The following is a 19,363-nucleotide window of genomic DNA, read 5'->3' as shown; positions in this document are numbered from 1 at the left end:
GCGCTCACTCCCGTCTCATATTGACACCCGCGAATGGACTATACAAACATTTGTTTGTGCACGAGATGGCGGAGCAGGCGTCCGACGGGTACGCGACGATCTTCCGGGAGGCGACGCGCCTGTTCGGCGAACGGGGCTACACCGGCACCTCCATGCGCGACATCGCCAAGGCCGTGGGGATGCTCCCGGGCAGCCTGTACGCGCACATCGTCAGCAAGGAGTCGTTGCTGTTCGCCATCATCGAGGGCGGCGTCGACCACTTCAACCAGGTGCTCGAAGAGGTGCGCGCGACCAGCGACGATCCCCGGGTCCTGCTGCGGGAGGCGATCAAGGCGCACGTCCGGGTCGTCGCGGAGAACCCCGAGCGGACGCTGATCGTGTTCCACCAGTGGCGCTTCCTGGGCGCCGAGAACCGGGCGCGCCTGCTGGACAAACGCGCCCGGTACGAGCGGTTCTTCACCGAGACGCTGCGGGACGGGGTTCGCGCCGGGGTCTTCGCCCCCGGCCTCGACCCGCGGATGGTCGTGTTCGGGCTGCTCGGGGCCCTCAACTGGACGCCGGAGTGGTTCTCGCCCCAGGGTCCCGCGACGGCGGACGAGATCGGCGAGAAGCTCGCGGACGCCCTGCTGAACGGGCCGCTGATCCGCGCCGACCCACAGGAGGATGGATGATCGACGACGGTGTCGTGGTGGACGCGGTGGTGCATCCGTACAACCTCGCGCCCGCCAACCAGGACCCGCTCGGCCGCGAGCAGCTGGAGTCGGTGTACGCCGCGCACCTGCTCGCCACCGGCGAGGAGCACCGGGACTTCCAGCTCAGCCGGGAGGAGTTCTTCTCGGACTTCCCGTACGAAGCCGTCGCGGAGGCGCTGTTCGTGGAGAGCCCGGTCGACCTGGCCGTCATCCACGCGCTGCCGAACCTCGGCTTCGCGAAGGGGCACGTGACCGACCCGGAGCGGGCCGCGGCGTTCCGCGACCGCCACCCGGACCGGTTCCGGCTGTACGCCACCGTCGACACCCCGGTGACCGACGCGGCGATCGCCCAGTTGGAGCGGCAGGTGCGCGAGTTCGGCGTGGACGGGCTGAAGCTCTACCCCGCGTTCTTCTACGGCGGCAGGGGAGAGGGCTGGCGGATCGACGGGCCCGACTTCGCCACCCCGTTGCTGGAGGCGGCGCGCGACCTCGGCGTCCGCCACGTGGCCGTGCACAAGGCGCTCTGGCTGCCGCCGGCGCCGCGCGGCGCGTTCGACGTGGACGACCTGGAGGCCGCGCCGGCGCGCTTTCCCGAGCTCACGTTCCAGATCGTGCATGCCGGTGCGGCGTTTCTGGACAGGACGGCGGAGCTGCTGGCCCGCCACCGCAACCTGTACGCCACGCTGGAGTCGGTGTTCGCCTACGCGGTGGTCCGCCCGGACGCGTTCGCCAAGATCCTCGCCACGCTCATCGGCGCGGCCGGCGCCGACCAGCTCCTGTACGCGAGCGGCGCCAACCTCAGCCACCCCGCGCCGCTGCTCGCCGCGTTCGACGGGTACGAGTTCCCCGAGCGCGTGCTGGCGGAGCACGGCATCGCGCAGCTGACCGCCGCCGACCGGAAGAAGATCCTCGGCGGCAACGCGTTGCGGCTGCTCGGGCTCGACGAGGACGAGGTACGCGGGCGGGCGGCGGCCGACGAGTTCGCCGCGCGGCGGGCGGCCGGACCCGGGCCGTGGAGCCGGCTCCGCGTCGCGAGCGGGCGGTGAGCGTCGTGGCGATGCCGTCGGAGGAGACGATCCGCGCCCGGTTGAGCGAGATCCCCGAGCCCTGCGGGGTTCTCATGCGCGTGCCGCTGGACATCTGCCGGATGGGGCTGGTGGACAAGGTCGAGTGCGCGGACGGCCGGGTCCGGGTCGAGCTCGTGCTGACGGATTCGTCGTGCGTGCACTTCACCGGCCTGCGCCGCTACATCGTCGACGTCCTGCGCGAGCTGCCCGGGGTCGAGGCCGTCGAGGTCGCGGCGTCCACGACTACCCTGTGGACTCCTGACCGGCTACAAACAAACAACTGATTGTTATAACGCGAGTGGCGTGGTGTCGGAAGCCACCGCTCTTGCCTGCGTAAGAGCAGGTCAACGCTCCATCGGAGCCTTCCGTGGACCCAAATCGCCCGCCCTCTATTGACACGACCATGGGCCTAGACAAACATTTGTTTCGAGCGTGTGACACCCGCCACACCCCCACGGAGGGCTTCTCGTGACCGCGACTCAACCACACTCGACCCGAGACCACTTCCACGACTTCGACCTCGACTCCCCGGAGTTCAACGACGACTTCGTCGAGGTCATCGACGATCTGGTGCAGCACTGCCCCGTCGCGAGGAGCAACGTCGGGCACGGCTACTACGTCGTCAACCGGCAGGAGGACGTCCGCACGGTCGGCCAGAACTGGGAGACCTTCAGCAGCGCCGAGGGCTTTCAGCCGAACCGTCCCGAGGGAATGCCGTTCATGTACCCCGAGGAGTCCGACCCGCCGTACCACAACCGGTGGCGCAGCGCCCTGAACGGCTACTTCAGCCCGCGTGCCGTGCGCTCCTACGAGGAGTCGATCCGCGAGCACACCAATCACCTGATCGACCAGTTCATCGAGCGTGGGGAGTGCGACTTCGTCGCGGACTTCGCCGCCACGCTGCCGGGCCGCGTCTTCTTCTCCAGCTACATGGGCGTGCCGCTCGACGACCTGCCGCCGCTGATCAAGGCGATCGACGAGGCGCTGTTCGGCCCGCTCGAAGGCCGCGCGCAGGGCTGGGGCACGGCGCTGGGCTACATCAACGCGTACCTGGAGCGCCGTCTGGGGGAGGAGCCGCGGGGCGACTTCGTCGACGCCGTGCTCAAGGGGGTGGAGCTCGACGGCGGTGAGCCGTGCCCGTGGCAGCACAAGGTCAGCGTCGTCACCGACCTCCTGGCCGGCGGCCTGGGTACGACCACCTACCTGCTCGCCGGCATGACCTACCACCTCGCCACGCACCCGGACGACCGGGCCCGCCTGGCCGCGGATCCGGCTCTGCACGAGCGGGCGATCGAGGAGTTCGTCCGGGTGTACGCGCCCGTCGTGGCCCTCGGGCGTACGGTCAGGGAGGAGGTCGAGGTCGGCGGGCACACCTTCAAGAAGGGCGACTGGGTGATGCTGAACTACGCCGCCGCCTGCCGGGACCCCCGGGCCTACGAGAACCCGAAGCAGGTGGACATCGACCGGGACCTCCCGGTGAACGCCGCGTTCGGGTTCGGCCCCCACCGCTGCATCGGCTCCCACCTGGCCCGGATCGAGGGCAAGGTCGTCATGCGGGAGCTCCTGCGGCGCGTCCCGGACTTCGCGCTGAAGCCGGGCGCCGAGATCACCTACACCACCGGTCTCACCCGCGCGATGAACAACCTCCCGCTGGTGTTCGGGCCCGGCCGCCGGGAGAGCGCGCTCTGATGAAGTACGCGGTTGACGGGTCGCTCTGCTCCGGGCACGGCCGCTGCTACCTGATCGCGCCGGAGGTCTACGAGTCCGACGACGACGGGTTCAACCTCCATCTCGACGAGCCCGTCGAGGTTCCCGCCGGCCGGGAGCCGGCCGCCGCCACCGGGGCCCGCGGCTGTCCTGAACGGGCCATCACCGTTCACGCCTGACCGCCGGGCACGCGGCGCACGCCGCCTGCAACGACAGAAAAGGGGCCGCCCCGAACGCGGCGGTCCGTGATCCAGCAAGGAGAGGCACAACATGGGCAAGCTCGATGGCAAGGTGGCCGTCATCACCGGCGCCGCGCAGGGCATGGGCGAGGCGCACGCGCGGCGGTTCGTCGCCGAGGGGGCGAAGGTCGTGCTGACCGACGTCAACGAGGAGCGCGGCCGGCTGATCGCCAAGGAGCTCGGGGACGACGCGCTGTTCATCCGGCACGACGTCACCTCGCCGGCCGAGTGGCAGGAAATGCTGCGGCAGGCCGAAAGCGCCTTCGGCACGGTGACGATCCTGGTGAACAACGCCGGGATCCTCGGCCCGATCTCCGGGACCGCCGAGCTCGACGAGGCCGAGTACCTCAAGGTGTGCGCGGTCAACCAGCACTCCCAGTTCTACGGCATGCGGACGGTCATCCCGTCGATGCGCAGGGCCGGCGGCGGCTCGATCGTCAACATCTCCTCCATCGCCGGCATCGTGTCCATCGTCGGCTCGCCGAACCTGGCCTACGTGGGCAGCAAGTTCGCCTCCCGGGGCATGACCAAGCACGTCGCCGTCGAATGCGGCCCCGACAACATCCGGGTCAACTCGGTGCATCCGGGTTACATCAAGACGCCGATGATGGTCGCGGCCACCGACGAGGACGGCGGCGGCATCACCGATCAGGTCCCGCTGCGGCGCATGGCCGACCCGGACGAGGTCTCCAGCCTGGTGCTGTTCCTCGCCTCCGACGACTCGTCGTACATCACCGGTCAGGAGCACGTCATCGACGGAGCGCTGACCGCACAGTAACGAGAAGACCTGGGGAAGGAGAACCTCGTGAGCGCCGCCGATTTAGCCCCGACCTCCGCAGGATCCGTCACACCGGATCAAATCGACCGTCGCAGCATGAGCCGCAACTCGCAGCTGCTCATCGCGTGGTGCGGCCCGGCCATGGTGGTCCTGTTCCTGATCGGGAGCGTCTGGCTGGCCAGATACTTCCCGCCCGCGATCCACCCGAGCGATTCCGCTCAGCAGGTCGCGCGGTATTACCAGGAGAACGCCACCGCCATTCGGGTCGGTCTCGTCTTCTCGTGCCTGGCGTACGCGCTGATGGGCGTCTGGGGGGTCTGCATGGCCGTCCAGACGCGCCGCAAGGAGGGGCTCTTCCCGGCGCTGACGTACGTCCAGCTGACCTGCATGGCGGCGGGCACCGCACAGATCGTCGTGAACTGCGGCCTGTGGGCGACCGCCGCCTTCCGGGCCGGCGAGGTGTCGCCGGAGATCACGCAGGCGTTCAACGACGCGGCGTACATCATCCTGCTCGGCACCTGGATGCCGTTCACGATCTGGGCCGTCGCGCTCGGGCTGAACATCCTGCTGGACAGGACCGACGCTCCGGTGTTCCCCCGGTGGACGGGCTACTTCAGCATCTGGGCCGGCGTGTGCTTCATCCCGGGCGGCACGGTCTGGTTCTTCAAGGAGGGACCGTTCGGCTGGACCGGGGTGGTGTGCCTGTGGGTGCCGTTCGTCGTCTTCGGGATCTGGGTGCTGTACTTCAGCTACCTGTCGATGCGGAACGTCCGCAGCGGCTTCGTCCACGAGCAAGAGCCGGCCGCCGATTCATGATCATGAAAGCCTGGCCGGCGGATCCGTTCGCCTCCAAGCCCCCGAGGGCGCCCCGGCGGCGCCTTCGGGAGCCCGGCCACGTACCGGGCGAGATCGGCATCTGGGTCTTCATCTTCGGAGACCTGCTCATCTTCGCGCTGTTCTTCGGGGTGTTCGTCCACGAGCGGTCGCGGAACGCCGCACTCTTCGAGCAGGCCCGTGAGCACATGAACCTGACATTCGGCGCGGCGAACACCTTCCTGCTCCTGACCGGCTCGTTGTTCGTCGCGCTGGGCCTGAACGCGTCGCGCCAGGGAGCTTCCGGCCGCGGCTCGCGACTGATCCTCATGACCTTGCTCTGCGGTGCCGGCTTCGTCGTCAACAAGTTCCTGGAGTACTCCGGCGAGCTCGGAGCCGGGCATACGCCGTCGACGAACAGCTTCTACATGTACTACTTCGTCTTCACCGGCATCCACCTGCTGCACCTGCTGCTCGGCATGGTCGCGTTGGCGATCATGTACTTGATCGCCCGCAAGCCCGCCCTGGGAACAAGGGATCTGCGCAACCTCGAGGCCGGAGCCTGCTACTGGCATCTCATCGACCTGCTGTGGATCGTGCTGTTCGCCCTGCTCTACCTGATGAGGTGACGAGATTGGCTTCGAGCGGCACGAACCGGGCGGTGGTCGCCTGGCTCGTCCTCATGGGCGCGACCGCGGTCTCCTGGTATCTCGGGGACGGTCACGGGGCCCGGCGGCTCGCCACCGTGGTCGTGCTCGCGGTCGCGTTCGCCAAGGTCTACCTCGTCGGACGGTACTTCATGGAGCTGGGACAGGCCCCTCGAACGCTACGCCTCCTGTTCGGCGGGTGGACGGTCGTGGTGTGCGCGGCCCTCGTGACGATGTTCGTCGTCGGCGGCGGCTGAAGCCGTCGCCGAGTCTCCGGAGGGCGTGAGCCGGGCGCGGCCGGCGATCAGCGCGAGCGTGGCGGCGGCCGCGTGCCGCACGGCCCTGTCCACGGCCTGCTCGCCGGTGCCGAACGCGCCCAGGTGCAGCAGCCCCGCGTGCCCGTGCGCGGTGGCGGCCACGGCCATCCCGAGCGACTCGGCGGCCACCGGGTCACCACCCGCCAGGGCCATCGACCCCGACTGGAACGCCTCCTTGACCGGCTGCGAGGCCCGCTCCATCTCGGGTGACCAGGAGCCGAACAGCACCTCGAACAGCGCCCGGTGCCGCGCGGCGAACCTCACGTATCCCCTGGCCACCGCCACCAGCCGATCCTCCGGCGCGCTGCCGCCGCGCTCCGCGGTCACTGCCGCCACCAGCAGCTCTCCCGCGCGTGCCCCCACCGCGAGCAGCAACTCGTCACGGTCGGCGAAATGCCGGTAGGGGGCGCTCACCGCGACGCCGAGCCGCCGGCTCGCCTCCGCCATCGAGAACGCCTGGACCCCCTGCTCGGCGATGAGCTCCAGCGCCGTGTCGATGAGCGCGGCCCGCAGGTCGCCGTGGTGGTAACTGCGTCGTCGCGTGGGTCGTTTGCTGGGTGGCACGAGATCAGGTTAGCGACAGCTCATCCAGCGTTCCGCGCTCCGCGTCCGTCAGCGCGAACCCCATGGCTCCCGCCGCCTCCGCCGCCTGCCGCGGCTTGGACGCGCCGGGGATGGCCACGACGGTGTCGCCATAGCGGGTGATCAGCCAGTTGAGCGCCACCTGGGAGATCGTGGCGCCGTGCCCGTCGCCGATCCGCCGCATGGCCTCGATCAGCGGCCGGGTGCGCGCGAGCCCCTGGGCGCTGAGCACGTTCCGGCTGAACAGGCGCCGCGCCGGCGGCGCGGACCTGGCCAGCGCGCGGTGGGCGAGCACCATCTGGCGGGCGGAGAAGTTGCTGACGCCGACCGCGCGGATCCGGCCCGACCGGACGAGCTGCGCCATGGCTTTGAGCTGGGCGGGGATGCTCGACAGGCTGCCCATGGGCATGTGAATCTGGTGCAGGCCGACTGGGTGACCGCGCAGGCGGGCCAGGCGCTCGCCGATGGTCCTGGTGATGCTGGCCGCGGTGCGCAGGTGCGGCGTCCATTTCGTCGCGACGGTGACCTGGCCGGGGGCGATGCCGCACTCGTCCAGCGCGGCGGCCAGGGCCTGCTCCGACTGCCCCCGGCCGTACATCTCGGCGGTGTCGAACCAGGTGACCCCGCCGTCGAGGGCGGCCCGCACGACCGAGGTGGCCGTCTCCTGGCCGATGGGATTGATGATCAGGCGCGTGTAGTTCGCCGTGCCCGCGAACTGCATGCAGCCCAAGCCGATGGGGCTGATCTCGATGTCGGTCCTGCCCAGCCTGCGCGCTTCCATCCCCGCTCCTCGATGTGATGGTCGTTCACATTGTGAAAAGCTATCACATTAGGGCGCGCTCGACGCGGGTTCAACCTTTCGGGCAGGGGGTGCCGCGGTCGTCCGCGCACGGCTGAGCCGGGCACCCGAGCGCGGTGAGTCTCGGGGTGCCCGGCGCTCGGCTGAGCCCTCAGCCGTCCTCGGGCTCGGCGGCGTCGCCCTTGCCCTCCTGCTCGTTCTGGTCGCCCGCCTGGCCCTTGCCCTCCTGGGCCTCGGCGCCGGCCTCCTGACCCTGGTCGTCGTTGCCGTCCTCAGCCTCGGCCTGCTCGCCGCCCTGGTCGTCGTTGCCGTCTTCGGCCTCGGCCTTCTGGCCCTGCTCGTCTTCCTTGGTGCCCTCGTTCGGCTCCGCGCTCTCCTGGGGGGCGGCGGTCTCGTTCGCGGGGGCCTGGACGGAGGCGGGGGCGGGGCTCTGGCCGGTGGCGGAGGCGAACGCGGCAGCTCCGCCGCCCGCCACGAGGACGGCCACGGCGGCCAGTCCGGGGATGATCACAGACTTACGCATTGAAAATATCTCCGATGCATTGACGTCGTACTGACCACGTCAGTCTGCGGAAACGTGGGACAGCGGCAGGTTCGGCCAGCCACAACGCGAGGTTAATCCTCATCCGAAACCCCGCCCCGCGTGGCGTAAAGGTTAGCGCCGCGCTAACCGAGTGATGAGCCGGCGTTATGAAATTTTTCCGTACCGTTCGTTCATGAGATCAGGCAGCAGAACGGCAGTCCCGGTGCCGGTCTCCGTCGCGTTCCTGGGCCTGGGGGTGGTCGTCGGCTTCGCCGCGCGCACGCCCGCGTGGACCGCGGCGGACACGAGCGTGAGCCAGGCGGTGCAATCGCTGCGCGGCCCGTGGCCGACCGCCGTGGCGCAGGTCCTGAACGTGGGGTTCGGCAACCTCGGGGGCACGATCCTGGCCGCCCTCCTCGTCGTGGGCGTCGCCGTGTCGGGACGGACCCGCGCCGCCGTCGGCGTGCTGCTGGTGATCGCCGCGGGGTGGGGCGTGAGCGCGCTGGTCAAGGTCATCGTCGCCCGCCCCCGGCCCCCGGAGGTCCACGCCCTGGTACGGGAGCTGGGTCCCAACAGCTTCCCCAGCGGTCACGTGTGCCTGACCCTGTCGATCATGATCGCCGTCGCGCTGCTGGCCAGGAAGACCAGGTGCTTCTGGTTCGTCGTGGCGGCGGGCGGCGTCCTGGTGGCGGGTCAGATGGCCGCGAGGGTCTATCTCGGGGCGCACTATCCCACCGACACGCTGGGCTCGCTCATCCTGGCCCCGGCCGCCATCCACCTCGTCCTCAACGCGCGAAGAGTCGGACTGTCCCTGCTGCACGCGGACAACCGCCGCAGGGCGCGCCGGGCCGGGCCGCGCGACACCCGGCAGGTGAAGATCCTGCTGCTGCACGCGCACGGCATGGGCGGTACGATCAGGACCGTCTTCAACCTCGCCGGCACGCTGGCGGCCCAGCACGACGTGGAGATCGTCAGCGTCACCAGGACCAGGGACAAGCCCTTCTTCGAGGTGCCGCCCGGCGTTCGCGTCACCTTCCTGCGCGACGGCCGCACGGACCGCCGGCCCCGCGGCGCCCTGTTCCGCAGCAGGCTCATCCCCCGGCAGGAGGCCGCCTACGACAAGTTCGACCTGCGTACCGACCTCGCCTTGCTGCGCTTCCTGCGCGGCCTGCGCACCGGCGTCCTGATCACCACCCGCCCCGGACTCAACCTGGCCGCCGCCCTGCTGGCCCCGCCCGGCGTGATCACGATCGGGCAGGAGCACACCGGCTTCGGCTCGCACCACCCCTCCGTCCGCGAAATGATCGCCCGCAGGTACGGCAGGCTCGACGCCCTCGTCACCCTGACCGAGGCCGACCTGAGCGCCTACCACGCCGCCCTGGGCCCCCGCGCGCCACGACACCTGCTGCGCATCCCCAACGCCACGCCGCCACTCACCGGCGGCCATGCTCCCCTGAACGCCAAGACCGTCATCGCGATCGGCCGCCTGACCAAGGTCAAAGGCTTCGACCTGCTGCTACGCGCCTGGCAACGCGCCGGCGCCACCCACCCCGGCTGGACGCTGCGCATCGTCGGCTCAGGACCCGAGCGCGCCCGCCTGCTCAAACTGGCCGGCGAACTCGACCTGGGCTGCTCGGTCGAGCTGCCCGGCCCCTCCCGCGACATCGGCGCCGAACTCGACGACGCCTCGATCTTCGTGCTCAGCTCCCGCCGCGAGGGGTTCCCGATGACCATCCTGGAGGCGCTGAGCAAGGGCGTGCCCGTGGTCGCCTTCGACTGCCCGCACGGCCCCGGCGAGATCATCACCCACGGCCACGACGGGCTCCTCGTCCCCCGGCGAGACGTCGACGCCCTGGCCGCGGCGATCGGGCTCCTCATCGACGACGAGGACGGGCGCCACACGATGGGCACGGCCGCGCTGCACACCGCCAAGCGGTACGACCCGGGGCTCGTCGGCCGCCGCTGGACCGAGCTGCTGGCCGAGCTTGAGGCAGCACCGCCAGGTACGCCCACGCCGCTCGCGATCCGCCCGGTGCGCCCCTCAAGGGCGGGTTAGCGGGGCGTTTACCTTGCGTCTGCCACTCTGGAGGGGTGACAGCGCAGGGCGTGCCGCTGCGGCGGCGGGTGCTGGTGGTGATCGTGAGCGTGACCGCCCTGGCCGTCGCGCTCTTCCTGGTGCCGCTGGCGGTCGCGGTGAGCCTGCTCTTCCACGACCAGACCGTGGCGGCCCTGCAACGCGACGCCGCCTGGGTCGCCGCCGCCGTGCCCGACGAGCCGCGGACGCCGTTGAAGCTGCCGACGGGCCTGCCGGGCGAGCTGGCCGTCGGCGGCTACAGCGTGGCCGGCGCCCGGCTGTTCGGCGACGGCCCCGCGCACTCCGGCCTGGCCGTCTCCAGCAAGGACGGGCGCGTCCACGACGCGGTCGAGGGCGGTTTCCTGGCCGTGTCCGCGCCGGTTCCCTCCGACGAGGGCACCGCCCTGGTCATCCGGGTGGCGACGCCGAACTCGGAGGTCGACGAGCGCGTCCACAAGGCGTGGCTGCTCCTGGGCGGGCTCGCGGTGACCGTGATCGCGCTGGCCGCGGGCGCGGCCGTGCGCCAGTCGGCCAGGCTCGCCGCGCCGCTCGAGCGGCTCACCACCGCGGCGCAGGCCCTCGGCGGGGGCGACTTCAGCGTCCGCGCCTCCCCTTCAGGGCTGCGCGAGGCCGACCAGGCCGGGCAGGCCCTGGAGACGACCGCCCGCCGCCTCGGGGCCGTGCTGTCCCGCGAGCGGGCCTTTAGCGCCGACGTCTCCCACCAGCTCCGCACCGGCCTGACCGGCCTGCTGCTCGGCCTGGAATCCGCCCTGTCCCGCCCCGGCGCGGACCTGACTCCGGCGGTCCGGGCGGCGCTGGCCAGGGGCGAGCGGCTGCAGGAGGTGATCGACGATCTCGTACGGCTCAGCCGCGACAGCCGCGTGCCGGCCGAGCACCTCGACGTCGGCGCACTGATGGAGGAGATCCGGCAGGAGTGGCACGGCCCGCTGGCCGAGCAGGGCCGCCGCCTGACCATCACCGTGGAGCCGGAGCTGCCGCCGGCGACGGCCCAGCCCGCGGCCGTCCGGCAGATCCTGCGCGTGCTCATCGACAACGCGGTACGTCACGGTCAGGGGGAGGTCGCGGTCACGGTCTCCGACGTGGGCCCCGGGCTGGCCATCGAGGTGGGCGATCACGGGACGGGCGTGGCCGAGGGCGTCGACCCGTTCGTCAGGTCCAGCGGCGACAGCCACGGCATCGGCCTCGCCCTGGCCCGCTCGCTGGCCGAGGCCGAAGGCGGCAGGCTGGTGCTCAGCCGGGCCGGACCACCGCTGTTCAGCCTGCTGCTGCCAGGCCACGAAGAGTAGACGGGATCACCCGCTCACCCCGTCCACGTCGGGCAGCCCCAGATCCAGCATGCGCCCGATGGTACGGGCTGCGCCGTCCCCGCTCCGCCGCCCCACACCGACCCCTTCACGGCCCCGGATCCGGCATGCCCTCGCCACGTGCAAGGTGCCCGGCCACTACGAGGCCGTCCAGCCGGCCCGCGGGACGAAGCGTCGGCCTGAGGATCACGACTCCGATAGGTTCGGACATATGGTCACTGCTCCTCCTCAACCCCCTCACGCCGCGCGGACGACGCCTTCCAGACTCGCCTGGCTGGACGCGTTGCGCGGCGTAGGAGCGCTCGCGGTCGTGGGGGAGCATCTGACGACCTGGGCCATGCCCTGGTTACGCCCCACCGCGTTCAACCTGGGCATATACGGCGTCCTGGTCTTCTTCCTGGTCAGCGGATACATCATCCCCACCTCGCTCGAACGGCACGGCGATGTGCGGGCCTTCTGGATCGGCCGCGTCTTCCGCCTCTATCCGCTCTATCTCGCGGCCATCGGCCTGACGCTGGCCCTGTCATGGTGGATCCCCGTTCGCCAGGAGGTGCCCAGGGACGCGTCCTCGGTGGCCGCGCACGCCACGATGCTGATGGACGCGGTGGGCGTGGCCGGCGTGCTGAACACCATGTGGACGCTCTCGTACGAGATGGTCTTCTACCTGCTGGTCGTCGCGCTGTTCGTGACCGGGGTGCGCGACCGTCGCGGGCTGCTCCCGGTCGTGCTCGCGCTGATCGCCCTGGTCGCGGGCGTCGGGCTGTCCGGCGCGCCGGTGTCGGGCGCGTGGCCGGTCTGGCTGTCGTTCGCCGCGTTCGTCGTCGGCTTGACCTGCGTGATCTCGGGACGTGCGCGGACGGTCGCGGCCTGCGCCCTGGGCGTGATGGCGCTGGCCCTGGTGCTGTCGAGCAGTCGCGTCCCGTGGTTCGGCGCGGCGATTCTCGCCGTCATGTTCGCCGGCACGGCGATTCGCAGGTGGGAGCGGGGCGAGGGGCCGCTCTGGCCGGTGCTCGCCGCCGCCGTGCTGGTGGCCTCGATTCCGCTCTGGGCGGTCAACGCCGGCTGGTGGTGGGTGCAGCCGGACGTGTGGAGCCTGACCATCGTCCTGGCGGGTGCCACCTTCGCGGCCGCCATGGCCTGGCGCGGCCGCCGGGTGCCCGCCCTCCTGGTCTGGCTGGGCACGATCAGCTACTCCCTCTACCTGGTACACCTGCCGATCCTGCTCGTCATCATGCAACTGGTGGGGGAGATGCGCTGGTCGCCCCTGCCCGCGCAGCTCGGCATCGGCGCGGTCTTCCTCGTGGTGCTGCTGCCGGGCAGCTGGCTCAGCCACCGGTATCTCGAACTGCCCCTGCAGCGCGTCGGACGCCGGCTGGCCGGGCGGCGCTCCGGTGCGGTCGGCGGACGGACAGATCTCGCTAAGTGTTAAATGCACCAAATGGGAACTAAAGGCAGCTTTGCCTGCGTTATCGATCTATAAGCGGTACCGGGAGCGAAGAACGGAGTGGCTGGACCTGTGGAGGAGTGCAGTACCGGGCCGGGCATCGGCCCGGCGCACCGTCCCCATCAGGCACGCCCCCGCGGTAGCGGCTCACCCGCAGTCGATCTGGCGCGGCTGTCGCGCGATCTCAGGCTGAGCACGCTCCGACCACCCGCGTACTCGCCGCCACCCCCACCGGCCAGTCGGCCCGATCATCTCAAGGAGTCCTCCTCTCATGGACGGCTATTGGTTTCAGCTCGCCCTTGTCGTGGTGTTGGTCATCCTCAACGCCATCTTCGCCGGGAGCGAGCTGGCGCTGATCTCGCTACGTGAAGGGCAACTGCGCCGGCTGGAGAAGCAGAGCTCGGGCGGACGGATGCTGGTCCGTCTGGCCCGCGATCCCAACCAGTTCCTCGCCACGATCCAGCTGGTCATCACCCTGTCCGGATTCCTGGCCTCCGCCACCGCCGCCGTCACCTTGTCGGAGCCGCTGGTGCCGCTGCTCGGTTTTCTCGGGGGCGCCGCCGGCCCCGTGGCCATCGTGCTCGTGACCATCGTGCTCACCTTCCTCACCCTGGTCTTCGGCGAGCTCGCGCCCAAGCGCGTGGCCATGCAGCGCGCCGAGACGTGGGCGCTGCTGGTGGCCCGGCCGCTGAGCTTCGTCGCCACCGCGTCCCGCCCCGTCGTGTGGGCGCTGGCCAAATCCACCGACCTGGCCGTACGGCTCATGGGCGGGGATCCTGACCTGCACCGGGAGGAGATCAGCCCCGAGGAGGTCCGCGACCTGGTCGCCAGCCACCGCGGTTTCACCCCGGAACAGCGGCTGATCATCTCCGGCGCCGTCGAGATCAGCGAACGCGTGCTCCGCGAGGTGCTCGTCTCCCGCCGTGACGTCTACACCCTGGACGCCGACAGCTCCGTCGAGCAGGCCCGCCGGTCGCTGGCCGCCTCCGGCCACTCCCGCGCCCCCGTGATCCGCAACAACACCCTGGACGACGTCATGGGCATCGCCAACCTGCGCGACCTGCTCACCGACGAGAGCGCCGTCACCGCCGCCGACGTGGCACGCCCGCCCCTGCTGCTCCCCGACAGCCTGCCCGTCGCCGACGCGCTGCGCCGCTTCAAGGCGGAACGCCAGCAGTTCGCCCTCGTCATCGACGAGCACGGCGTGGTCGACGGCATCGTCACCCTGGAGGATCTGCTCGAGGAGGTCGTCGGCGAGATCTATGACGAGACCGACCGCGACGTCATCGACATCCGGCCGGAAGCCGACGGCAGCATGGTGGTCCCCGGCAGCTTCCCCATCCACGATCTGCCCGACCTCGACGTCCACCTCGAAAGCCGTCCTGACGGCGACTACACCACCGTCGCCGGCCTCGTCCTGGCCCTGCTCGGCCACGTACCCACCGCGCCGGGGGAGCACGTCACGGCGGGTGACTGGCAACTTCGGATCGCCGCCGTCGACCGCCACGCGATCACCCAGGTCCGCATCCACCCCGTCTCGGTGAGCACCACGCCGGACCAGTGAACGAGGGCGCGGCGCCTGCCGTACGGGCCCGGGGTCGCTTCCGCGCCCGGGTGTCAGCTTTCTGCGAGCACGATCACGCTGTCGCGGGCCTCCAGCGCTAGATCCGTCCCCTTGGGCGGGTTGAGGGTCACGCCGTAGGTCGGCGCCTCGTGGCTGTGGCCGTGGAGCCGGTAGCCGATCGCGGTCTCCCCGCGCCGGCGAGCCGATTCCACGACGGTGGCGAAGTTCACCGTCACGCCCGGGGGCACGTAGGAGGAGGCGGGCTTGAGGTAGATCTCCGAGCCGTCCGGGTCGAAGAGCGTGGCGAAGACGCCGTGCAGGTGGCGGTTCTCGCTGAGCTGCGTCAGCAGCAGGCTGATCAGCCTGCTGCTGACGATGAAGTCGTCGGCCTTGGTGACCTGGGCGACCTCGCGGTTCTGGTCGTCGTTCATCTCGGTGACGATGGAGAACGGGTCGCCGAGGCGTTCTTCGATGTCGCGGAGATGCAGGAGGGTGACCAGGGTCCGGTCGTCGGCGTGGCCAGGCTCGACGTCGTCGTTGGACAGCACCACGATGTGCTGGTACGTGCCGAGGTCCAGCCGCTCCAGGGACGCCCGGCTGGTGGGCCGGCAGGGTTTGTGGCCGACGGACAGGTTGGCGCGGGCCGTCTTGATCGCTTCGTCCGGCCGCCCCGGTGCCGCGATGTCGACGACCGAGCCCGGCTCGACGAGCCGGTCGAGCAGGTCGATGACCTTGGTGCCGCGCGCGTTCCAGCCGATCAGGAGCGTGCGATCGGGTTCGGCCAGCCGGCCGGCCTTCGCGACGATGGCGTCTTCGACGATGCGCGGGCGCTCGTCGGCGGGACGGATCAGCAGGTCGTCCTCGGCCAGCACGATCAGCTGGTCACCCGCCTCGATCCGGGTGTGCATGTCCGGGTTGACCAGCGTGCGGCTGTCAGCTGTGCGCAGCCCGATGGGGACGCCGAGCTCGTACGCGTGCAGGGCCTGGCCGAAGGTGGCTCCGGTCAGGGCGGGCTCGGCGCGCATGTACAGCTCGTTGCCCGCGAAGTCGAGCAGGTCGGTGCAGACGGTCGACAGGCCGGCCTGCCGGTGCGACTGCACCACCAGCCGGACGGCGATGTCGTCGGCGTCGATGACGAGTGCGGACTCGCCGCCCGCCAGCTTGGCCGCGGCCAGGTTCTCGCTGTCCTGGACCGCCGCGACCACGTGGGGGCGCCGGGGTTTCCACGCCCTGTTGTTCAGGAGCAGCAGCGTCTTCATGACGTCGATGTCGGCGTCGGCGCCGGGGCGCGGCAGCACGATGATCGACTTGGCGGTGTCGGGGCTCACCAGCTCCAGATCCCCACGATGGAGCGGGTTCCCCGAACGGCAGATGACGCGGGTCTTGCCCGTTTCGGCGAGCCGGGCGCGGATCTGCTCCTCCATGTCGACCTTGTCCCGGTCGGCGAGTACGACCAGGCAGGGCCGCCGCTCGCTCTGGTTGGCCTTGACCAGCTCGTCGATCACCGTGAACACCTGGTCCGACCAGCCGAGCACGATCGTGTGACCGCGCTCGATCAGGCGGGAGCGTCCCTTGCGGAGCTTGGCGATCTGCTTTTCCAGGCCGGTGGTCAGGATGCCGATGAGCGAGCTCACGATGAAGATGCCGCCGATCGTGACCGTCAGCATCAGGCCGAGGAACAGCACGCTGCCCGTGTCGCCGCCCATCGTGCCCGGGTCCAGGGTGCGCAGCAGGCTCATCCAGGCCACGCCCGCCCAGCCGCCGTTCTGCTCGGTGTCGGTGTCGGTCAGCAGCACCACCAAAACGGTGACGAGGGCGATCAGCACGGCCGAGGTCAGCGCCAGCCAGCCGATCAACGCGGGCGTGCCGCGATCCATCGTCCTGTCGAACCAGTACCGCAGCCGATCCCTCAGCCTCATTCGCCCCTGCCATCGCCCGCCGTTGCCGTCCGCGCAAGCCTAGCGACGCGCTGTGACTTCCTCCGCGTTATCGCATAAGTGGTACGGCTTCGGCCGGGCGGCGGCGCTTGGCCCCGTGGACGGCCTTGATACATTGTTCGCGCAGGTCAGGAGGTAGTAGATGTTCACTGGCGAAATGAGCCCGTCGCACTGGTTGATCGTCGCGGTGGTGGCGCTCCTGCTGTTCGGGTCGAAGAAGATGCCTGACGCGGCTCGCTCGCTCGGGCGTTCCCTGCGGATCCTGAAGGCCGAGATGTCCAAGGTGGGCGACGACGAGGCGGGCGGCGGCGCCGTGTCCGCGCCGCCGCCGGAGGAACGGCCCGTCGGCTAGGGTCCCTTCTTCGCGGTCACGCATGACGAGTTCAGCGTGTCCAGCCGGCCGGATTGCTGGGTGCGCTGACGTGGCGTGCCCGTGGGGGTCGCCGTGCTCCCGGCCGTACTCGCCGGGGAAGGGGAGGCGGCCTCGGCACGGACCGTCTTGCCCGAGCCGCGGGAGCGCGCGATGGCGGTCCTGACCGCCTTACGGATGCGCGGGTAATCCGGGTAGGCCGGGTTGTAGGCGGGCGGAACGAAGTTCAGCTTGGACACCCGGGCGTCCTTGACCTGCTGGGCCAGCGGCACCAGGTCCTGCAGCAGGTCGCGCGGGATGTCGGTGCGGAAGGTCTCCTTGGCCGCCTTGGCCAGGGCGTTGAACTTCAGCAGCACGTTGCCCGGGTTGAGCTGGGTGAGCATGGCGTTCATCACGCACTGCTGGCGGCGCATCCGGGTGTTGTTGTCGGCGCCCGCGCAGGTGCTGCCGGGATGGTCGCGGGCCCGGCCGTACCAGAGGGCCTGGGTGCCGTCGAGGTTGCGGGTGCCGGCCTTGACCACGCCGCCGTCGGAGCGGCCCACGCCGTAGCAGATGTCCTGCTCGACGTGGATGGTGACGCCGCCGAGGGCGTCGATCAGGCGCGCCACGCCCCACATGTTGACGAGCATGTAGTAGTCGACCTTGAGGCCGAGGATCTGGCCGAGCGCGCCCTTGACCGCGTCCGGGGCGCGGGTGGGGGAGTGGCCGGTGACCTCGGGGTGCGTGTCGGCATAGGCCCAGATGCCGTTGATGAGGTCGGCGGAGCCGCGGCCCTGGCCCGGCGGCAGCCAGAAGTTCTTCGGCGGCGGGAACCGCTTGGCCAGTGCGGAACCCGGCGGGAACGGCACGTTCTCCATCTCCCGCGGCAACGCGAAGACCGTCGAGTCGCCCGTGCGGACATTGATGCTGACCACGTTGATGCTGTCGGTACGGATGCTCACCCCCTTGCGTGAGCTCGCGCCGTCGCCGCCCAGCAGTGCGATGTTGAGCCGATCGCGTCCCTGCCACGGGTCCTCGTGGTTGATCGACTGTGTCGGCGAGGACTTGAAGACCTCGCCGAGCGCGTCGTCAGAGGTGTGGGCGGTCGAGGCGACCAGTCCGAAGGGCAGCGCCACGGCCACCGCCAGCAGTCCCGCGACCGCGCCCGTACCGATCTGGCTCCAGCGGTCGAGCCTGCCGGGGCGCAGCACGATGTAGGAGCTGATCACGACCGCGGCCCACGCCAGCCCGGCCACCACGCACCCGCCGATGATCACGCCCAGCCAGGTGGGGTCGATGAGCAGACCGGCCAGTTCCTTGCCGTTGATCAGCGCGATCACCGCGCCGATCAGTACCACCCCGAAGATCCCCACCATGATCAGGCCGGTGCGCCTGCGCCCGGCGCGCAAATGCGCGGCACCCGGTACGAAGATTGACGCGAGCGTCCAGCCGATCACGGATGGAGCAGTCCACCTGCGCATCCGCCCTCCCCCTGGGCAACATCTGCCCCCATTGCGCAAGGAATGTAGCAAATCGGGTGGGTGAAGGTCCTGACAAAGATCGAAGTGACCCCTTTGTCGGGCGATCTCGCGAGCTCCGCCGTGCCAACCGGTCGATGTCGGCGTCAGGCGCGATCAAGGGGTGACGCGGGTGAGATCGGCTGGGCGCTCACCGCTGTCAACTCGGCGGGGCGTCGTAGACCAGGGTGTATCGCCAGAACAGGCGACGCCGGATCCGGGCACTGGGCAACTCCTGGGCGGCCGCGTCCCGGATGTCGGCCAGGGTTTCCCGCGGCGCGGCGGTGGGTGCCGTCATGTGCAAGGGCAGCTCGTCGGCGCGGCCCGGATGCTTGACCAGCCCCATGATCGGGTTGGCGCCCACCGCCAGCAGAGAGGTGAGCAGATCGGCGGGCCCGGCCTCCCGGTAGCAGCCGACGACCACGAGACGCCCGCCCGGAGCAAGACAGCCGCGCAGTTCACGCAGGGTGTTCACCAGCGGGAGATGGTGCAGGACGGCGACGAGGGCGATGGCGTCCCAGCGCCGCTGCGGGTCGCGCCCGGCGAAGTCGGTTCGGACGACGGTGACCGCCGGGTCGTCGGTGAAGCGCTCCTGCGCGGCGCGGGCGGTCGCGGCGTCGGGTTCGAACCCGGTGACGGTGGTGGCGCCGCGGCGGAGCAGGGCGGCGAGGTTGCCCGTGCCGCACCCGACGTCCAGGACGTGACGGGCTCCGGACCCGGCCACCTGGCGGGCGACCCAGCGGCCGTAGTGGTCGTTGTGGCTCCACGGGTGCTGCCGGTTGAAACGGTCGATATGAGACAGGAGCGCCATGCCGATCACCTTAACGATCAGCTCGCACGTCCGTCGCCCCGTGCCGGATCGCAAAGACGGCAGCCGCCGAACTACATGTATATCCGGTAGGAAATGTTGACTTTATGCGGATGTGCTCGTAGCTTCGTGGTCATGAGCCAGGCCGCGAACCTGACCCGGCGCCCGCACGTGGACCACG

General features: G+C 70.4%; 20 protein-coding genes. 14 read left to right on the top strand and 6 right to left on the bottom strand.

The features are described from left to right. Positions 1 to 65: 65 nt before the first annotated feature. From ABZS69_RS53145 to ABZS69_RS53105, 9 genes are all read left to right on the top strand, one after another. The gene (locus tag ABZS69_RS53145) at positions 66 to 671 is read left to right on the top strand and encodes a TetR/AcrR family transcriptional regulator (RefSeq protein WP_355388695.1); all 606 of its coding nucleotides are present in this window, start codon (positions 66 to 68) and stop codon (positions 669 to 671) included. After that, entirely contained in the window at positions 668 to 1,738 is a 1,071-nt protein-coding gene (locus tag ABZS69_RS53140; RefSeq protein WP_355388590.1) for an amidohydrolase family protein, read from the top strand. The genes ABZS69_RS53145 and ABZS69_RS53140 overlap by 4 nt, the downstream gene beginning before the upstream one ends. After that, a complete protein-coding gene (locus tag ABZS69_RS53135) occupies positions 1,735 to 2,043 on the top strand; it encodes an iron-sulfur cluster assembly protein (RefSeq protein ID WP_355388588.1) in 309 nt (102 codons plus the stop codon). Before ABZS69_RS53140 ends, ABZS69_RS53135 begins: the two co-directional genes overlap by 4 nt. Before the next feature lie 184 nt (positions 2,044 to 2,227). Beyond that, a complete protein-coding gene (locus ABZS69_RS53130) occupies positions 2,228 to 3,448 on the top strand; it encodes a cytochrome P450 (protein ID WP_355388586.1) in 1,221 nt (406 codons plus the stop codon). Beyond that, positions 3,448 to 3,645, top strand: coding sequence for a ferredoxin (locus tag ABZS69_RS53125; protein ID WP_355388584.1), 198 nt, complete (start codon positions 3,448 to 3,450; stop codon positions 3,643 to 3,645). The genes ABZS69_RS53130 and ABZS69_RS53125 overlap by 1 nt, the downstream gene beginning before the upstream one ends. 91 nt (positions 3,646 to 3,736) lie before the next feature. After that, on the top strand, positions 3,737 to 4,483 hold the full coding sequence (locus ABZS69_RS53120) for a glucose 1-dehydrogenase (protein ID WP_355388582.1): 747 nt from the start codon (positions 3,737 to 3,739) through the stop codon (positions 4,481 to 4,483). A 96-nt stretch (positions 4,484 to 4,579) separates the two neighbouring features. Next, the gene (locus ABZS69_RS53115) at positions 4,580 to 5,299 is read left to right on the top strand and encodes a hypothetical protein (RefSeq protein WP_355388580.1); all 720 of its coding nucleotides are present in this window, start codon (positions 4,580 to 4,582) and stop codon (positions 5,297 to 5,299) included. Positions 5,300 to 5,301: 2 nt separating this feature from the next. Then, positions 5,302 to 5,925, top strand: coding sequence for a cytochrome c oxidase subunit 3 (locus ABZS69_RS53110; protein ID WP_355388578.1), 624 nt, complete (start codon positions 5,302 to 5,304; stop codon positions 5,923 to 5,925). Then, positions 5,922 to 6,200: a cytochrome C oxidase subunit IV family protein gene (locus ABZS69_RS53105; protein WP_355388576.1), complete on the top strand. Its 279-nt coding sequence runs from the start codon at positions 5,922 to 5,924 to the stop codon at positions 6,198 to 6,200. Before ABZS69_RS53110 ends, ABZS69_RS53105 begins: the two co-directional genes overlap by 4 nt. On the opposite strand, the gene ABZS69_RS53100 is transcribed toward ABZS69_RS53105, so the two are convergent. From ABZS69_RS53100 to ABZS69_RS53090, 3 genes are all read right to left on the bottom strand, one after another. Further along, a complete protein-coding gene (locus ABZS69_RS53100; RefSeq protein WP_355388574.1) occupies positions 6,123 to 6,824 on the bottom strand; it encodes a TetR/AcrR family transcriptional regulator in 702 nt (233 codons plus the stop codon). The genes ABZS69_RS53105 and ABZS69_RS53100 overlap by 78 nt on opposite strands. 4 nt (positions 6,825 to 6,828) lie before the next feature. Continuing rightward, positions 6,829 to 7,623: an aldo/keto reductase gene (locus tag ABZS69_RS53095; protein ID WP_355388572.1), complete on the bottom strand. Its 795-nt coding sequence runs from the start codon at positions 7,621 to 7,623 to the stop codon at positions 6,829 to 6,831. 169 nt (positions 7,624 to 7,792) lie between these two features. Further along, positions 7,793 to 8,164 (bottom strand): hypothetical protein, encoded by a 372-nt coding sequence (locus tag ABZS69_RS53090; protein WP_355388571.1) that lies wholly within the window; start codon positions 8,162 to 8,164, stop codon positions 7,793 to 7,795. A gap of 193 nt (positions 8,165 to 8,357) precedes the next feature. Here ABZS69_RS53090 and ABZS69_RS53085 point away from each other — a divergent pair, with 193 nt between their 5' ends. The 4 genes from ABZS69_RS53085 to ABZS69_RS53070 all read left to right on the top strand — a co-directional run bounded on the left by ABZS69_RS53085 (position 8,358) and on the right by ABZS69_RS53070 (position 14,571). Beyond that, positions 8,358 to 10,220, top strand: a complete 1,863-nt coding sequence (locus tag ABZS69_RS53085; protein WP_355388569.1) for a glycosyltransferase — start codon at positions 8,358 to 8,360, stop codon at positions 10,218 to 10,220. Positions 10,221 to 10,255: 35 nt separating this feature from the next. Next, positions 10,256 to 11,545: a HAMP domain-containing sensor histidine kinase gene (locus tag ABZS69_RS53080; RefSeq protein WP_355388567.1), complete on the top strand. Its 1,290-nt coding sequence runs from the start codon at positions 10,256 to 10,258 to the stop codon at positions 11,543 to 11,545. 229 nt (positions 11,546 to 11,774) lie between these two features. Then, the gene (locus tag ABZS69_RS53075) at positions 11,775 to 12,992 is read left to right on the top strand and encodes an acyltransferase (RefSeq protein WP_355388566.1); all 1,218 of its coding nucleotides are present in this window, start codon (positions 11,775 to 11,777) and stop codon (positions 12,990 to 12,992) included. A gap of 286 nt (positions 12,993 to 13,278) precedes the next feature. Next, positions 13,279 to 14,571 (top strand): hemolysin family protein, encoded by a 1,293-nt coding sequence (locus ABZS69_RS53070; RefSeq protein ID WP_355388564.1) that lies wholly within the window; start codon positions 13,279 to 13,281, stop codon positions 14,569 to 14,571. Between the two features lie 53 nt (positions 14,572 to 14,624). Here ABZS69_RS53070 and ABZS69_RS53065 read toward each other — a convergent pair whose 3' ends face one another. Continuing rightward, positions 14,625 to 16,490 carry a potassium transporter TrkA gene (locus ABZS69_RS53065; protein WP_355388562.1) on the bottom strand — a complete coding sequence of 622 codons (1,866 nt, stop codon included), beginning with the start codon at positions 16,488 to 16,490 and terminating at the stop codon, positions 14,625 to 14,627. A gap of 160 nt (positions 16,491 to 16,650) precedes the next feature. Between ABZS69_RS53065 and tatA the strand changes: the two genes are divergently transcribed. After that, positions 16,651 to 16,860: a Sec-independent protein translocase subunit TatA gene (gene tatA, locus ABZS69_RS53060; protein ID WP_355388560.1), complete on the top strand. Its 210-nt coding sequence runs from the start codon at positions 16,651 to 16,653 to the stop codon at positions 16,858 to 16,860. On the opposite strand, the gene ABZS69_RS53055 is transcribed toward tatA, so the two are convergent. Beyond that, complete coding sequence (locus ABZS69_RS53055) at positions 16,857 to 18,338, bottom strand: LCP family protein (protein WP_355388558.1); 1,482 nt, start codon at positions 18,336 to 18,338, stop codon at positions 16,857 to 16,859. The two genes, tatA and ABZS69_RS53055, sit on opposite strands and share 4 nt — an antisense overlap. 196 nt (positions 18,339 to 18,534) lie before the next feature. Next, the gene (locus tag ABZS69_RS53050; protein ID WP_355388556.1) at positions 18,535 to 19,185 is read right to left on the bottom strand and encodes a class I SAM-dependent methyltransferase; all 651 of its coding nucleotides are present in this window, start codon (positions 19,183 to 19,185) and stop codon (positions 18,535 to 18,537) included. Between the last annotated feature and the right edge of the window lie 178 nt (positions 19,186 to 19,363).

The organism is Nonomuraea sp. NPDC005650, assembly GCF_040605375.1.
Classification (GTDB): Bacteria; Actinomycetota; Actinomycetes; order Streptosporangiales; family Streptosporangiaceae; genus Nonomuraea.
The sequence above is the reverse complement of the archived record's forward strand: the minus strand, read 5'-3'. Positions and strand labels throughout refer to the sequence as shown.

Coding starts and splice junctions, on each gene's coding strand:
- ABZS69_RS53145 (WP_355388695.1), top strand. CDS start 66: ATGGCGGAGCAGGCGTCCGACGGGTACGCGACGATCTTCCGGGAGGCG.
- ABZS69_RS53140 (WP_355388590.1), top strand. CDS start 668: ATGATCGACGACGGTGTCGTGGTGGACGCGGTGGTGCATCCGTACAAC.
- ABZS69_RS53125 (WP_355388584.1), top strand. CDS start 3,448: ATGAAGTACGCGGTTGACGGGTCGCTCTGCTCCGGGCACGGCCGCTGC.
- ABZS69_RS53120 (WP_355388582.1), top strand. CDS start 3,737: ATGGGCAAGCTCGATGGCAAGGTGGCCGTCATCACCGGCGCCGCGCAG.
- ABZS69_RS53115 (WP_355388580.1), top strand. CDS start 4,580: ATGAGCCGCAACTCGCAGCTGCTCATCGCGTGGTGCGGCCCGGCCATG.
- ABZS69_RS53110 (WP_355388578.1), top strand. CDS start 5,302: ATGAAAGCCTGGCCGGCGGATCCGTTCGCCTCCAAGCCCCCGAGGGCG.
- ABZS69_RS53095 (WP_355388572.1), bottom strand. CDS start 7,623: ATGGAAGCGCGCAGGCTGGGCAGGACCGACATCGAGATCAGCCCCATC.
- ABZS69_RS53090 (WP_355388571.1), bottom strand. CDS start 8,164: ATGCGTAAGTCTGTGATCATCCCCGGACTGGCCGCCGTGGCCGTCCTC.
- ABZS69_RS53085 (WP_355388569.1), top strand. CDS start 8,358: ATGAGATCAGGCAGCAGAACGGCAGTCCCGGTGCCGGTCTCCGTCGCG.
- ABZS69_RS53075 (WP_355388566.1), top strand. CDS start 11,775: ATGGTCACTGCTCCTCCTCAACCCCCTCACGCCGCGCGGACGACGCCT.
- ABZS69_RS53070 (WP_355388564.1), top strand. CDS start 13,279: ATGGACGGCTATTGGTTTCAGCTCGCCCTTGTCGTGGTGTTGGTCATC.
- ABZS69_RS53065 (WP_355388562.1), bottom strand. CDS start 16,490: ATGAGGCTGAGGGATCGGCTGCGGTACTGGTTCGACAGGACGATGGAT.
- tatA (WP_355388560.1), top strand. CDS start 16,651: ATGTTCACTGGCGAAATGAGCCCGTCGCACTGGTTGATCGTCGCGGTG.
- ABZS69_RS53055 (WP_355388558.1), bottom strand. CDS start 18,338: ATGCGCAGGTGGACTGCTCCATCCGTGATCGGCTGGACGCTCGCGTCA.
- ABZS69_RS53050 (WP_355388556.1), bottom strand. CDS start 19,185: ATGGCGCTCCTGTCTCATATCGACCGTTTCAACCGGCAGCACCCGTGG.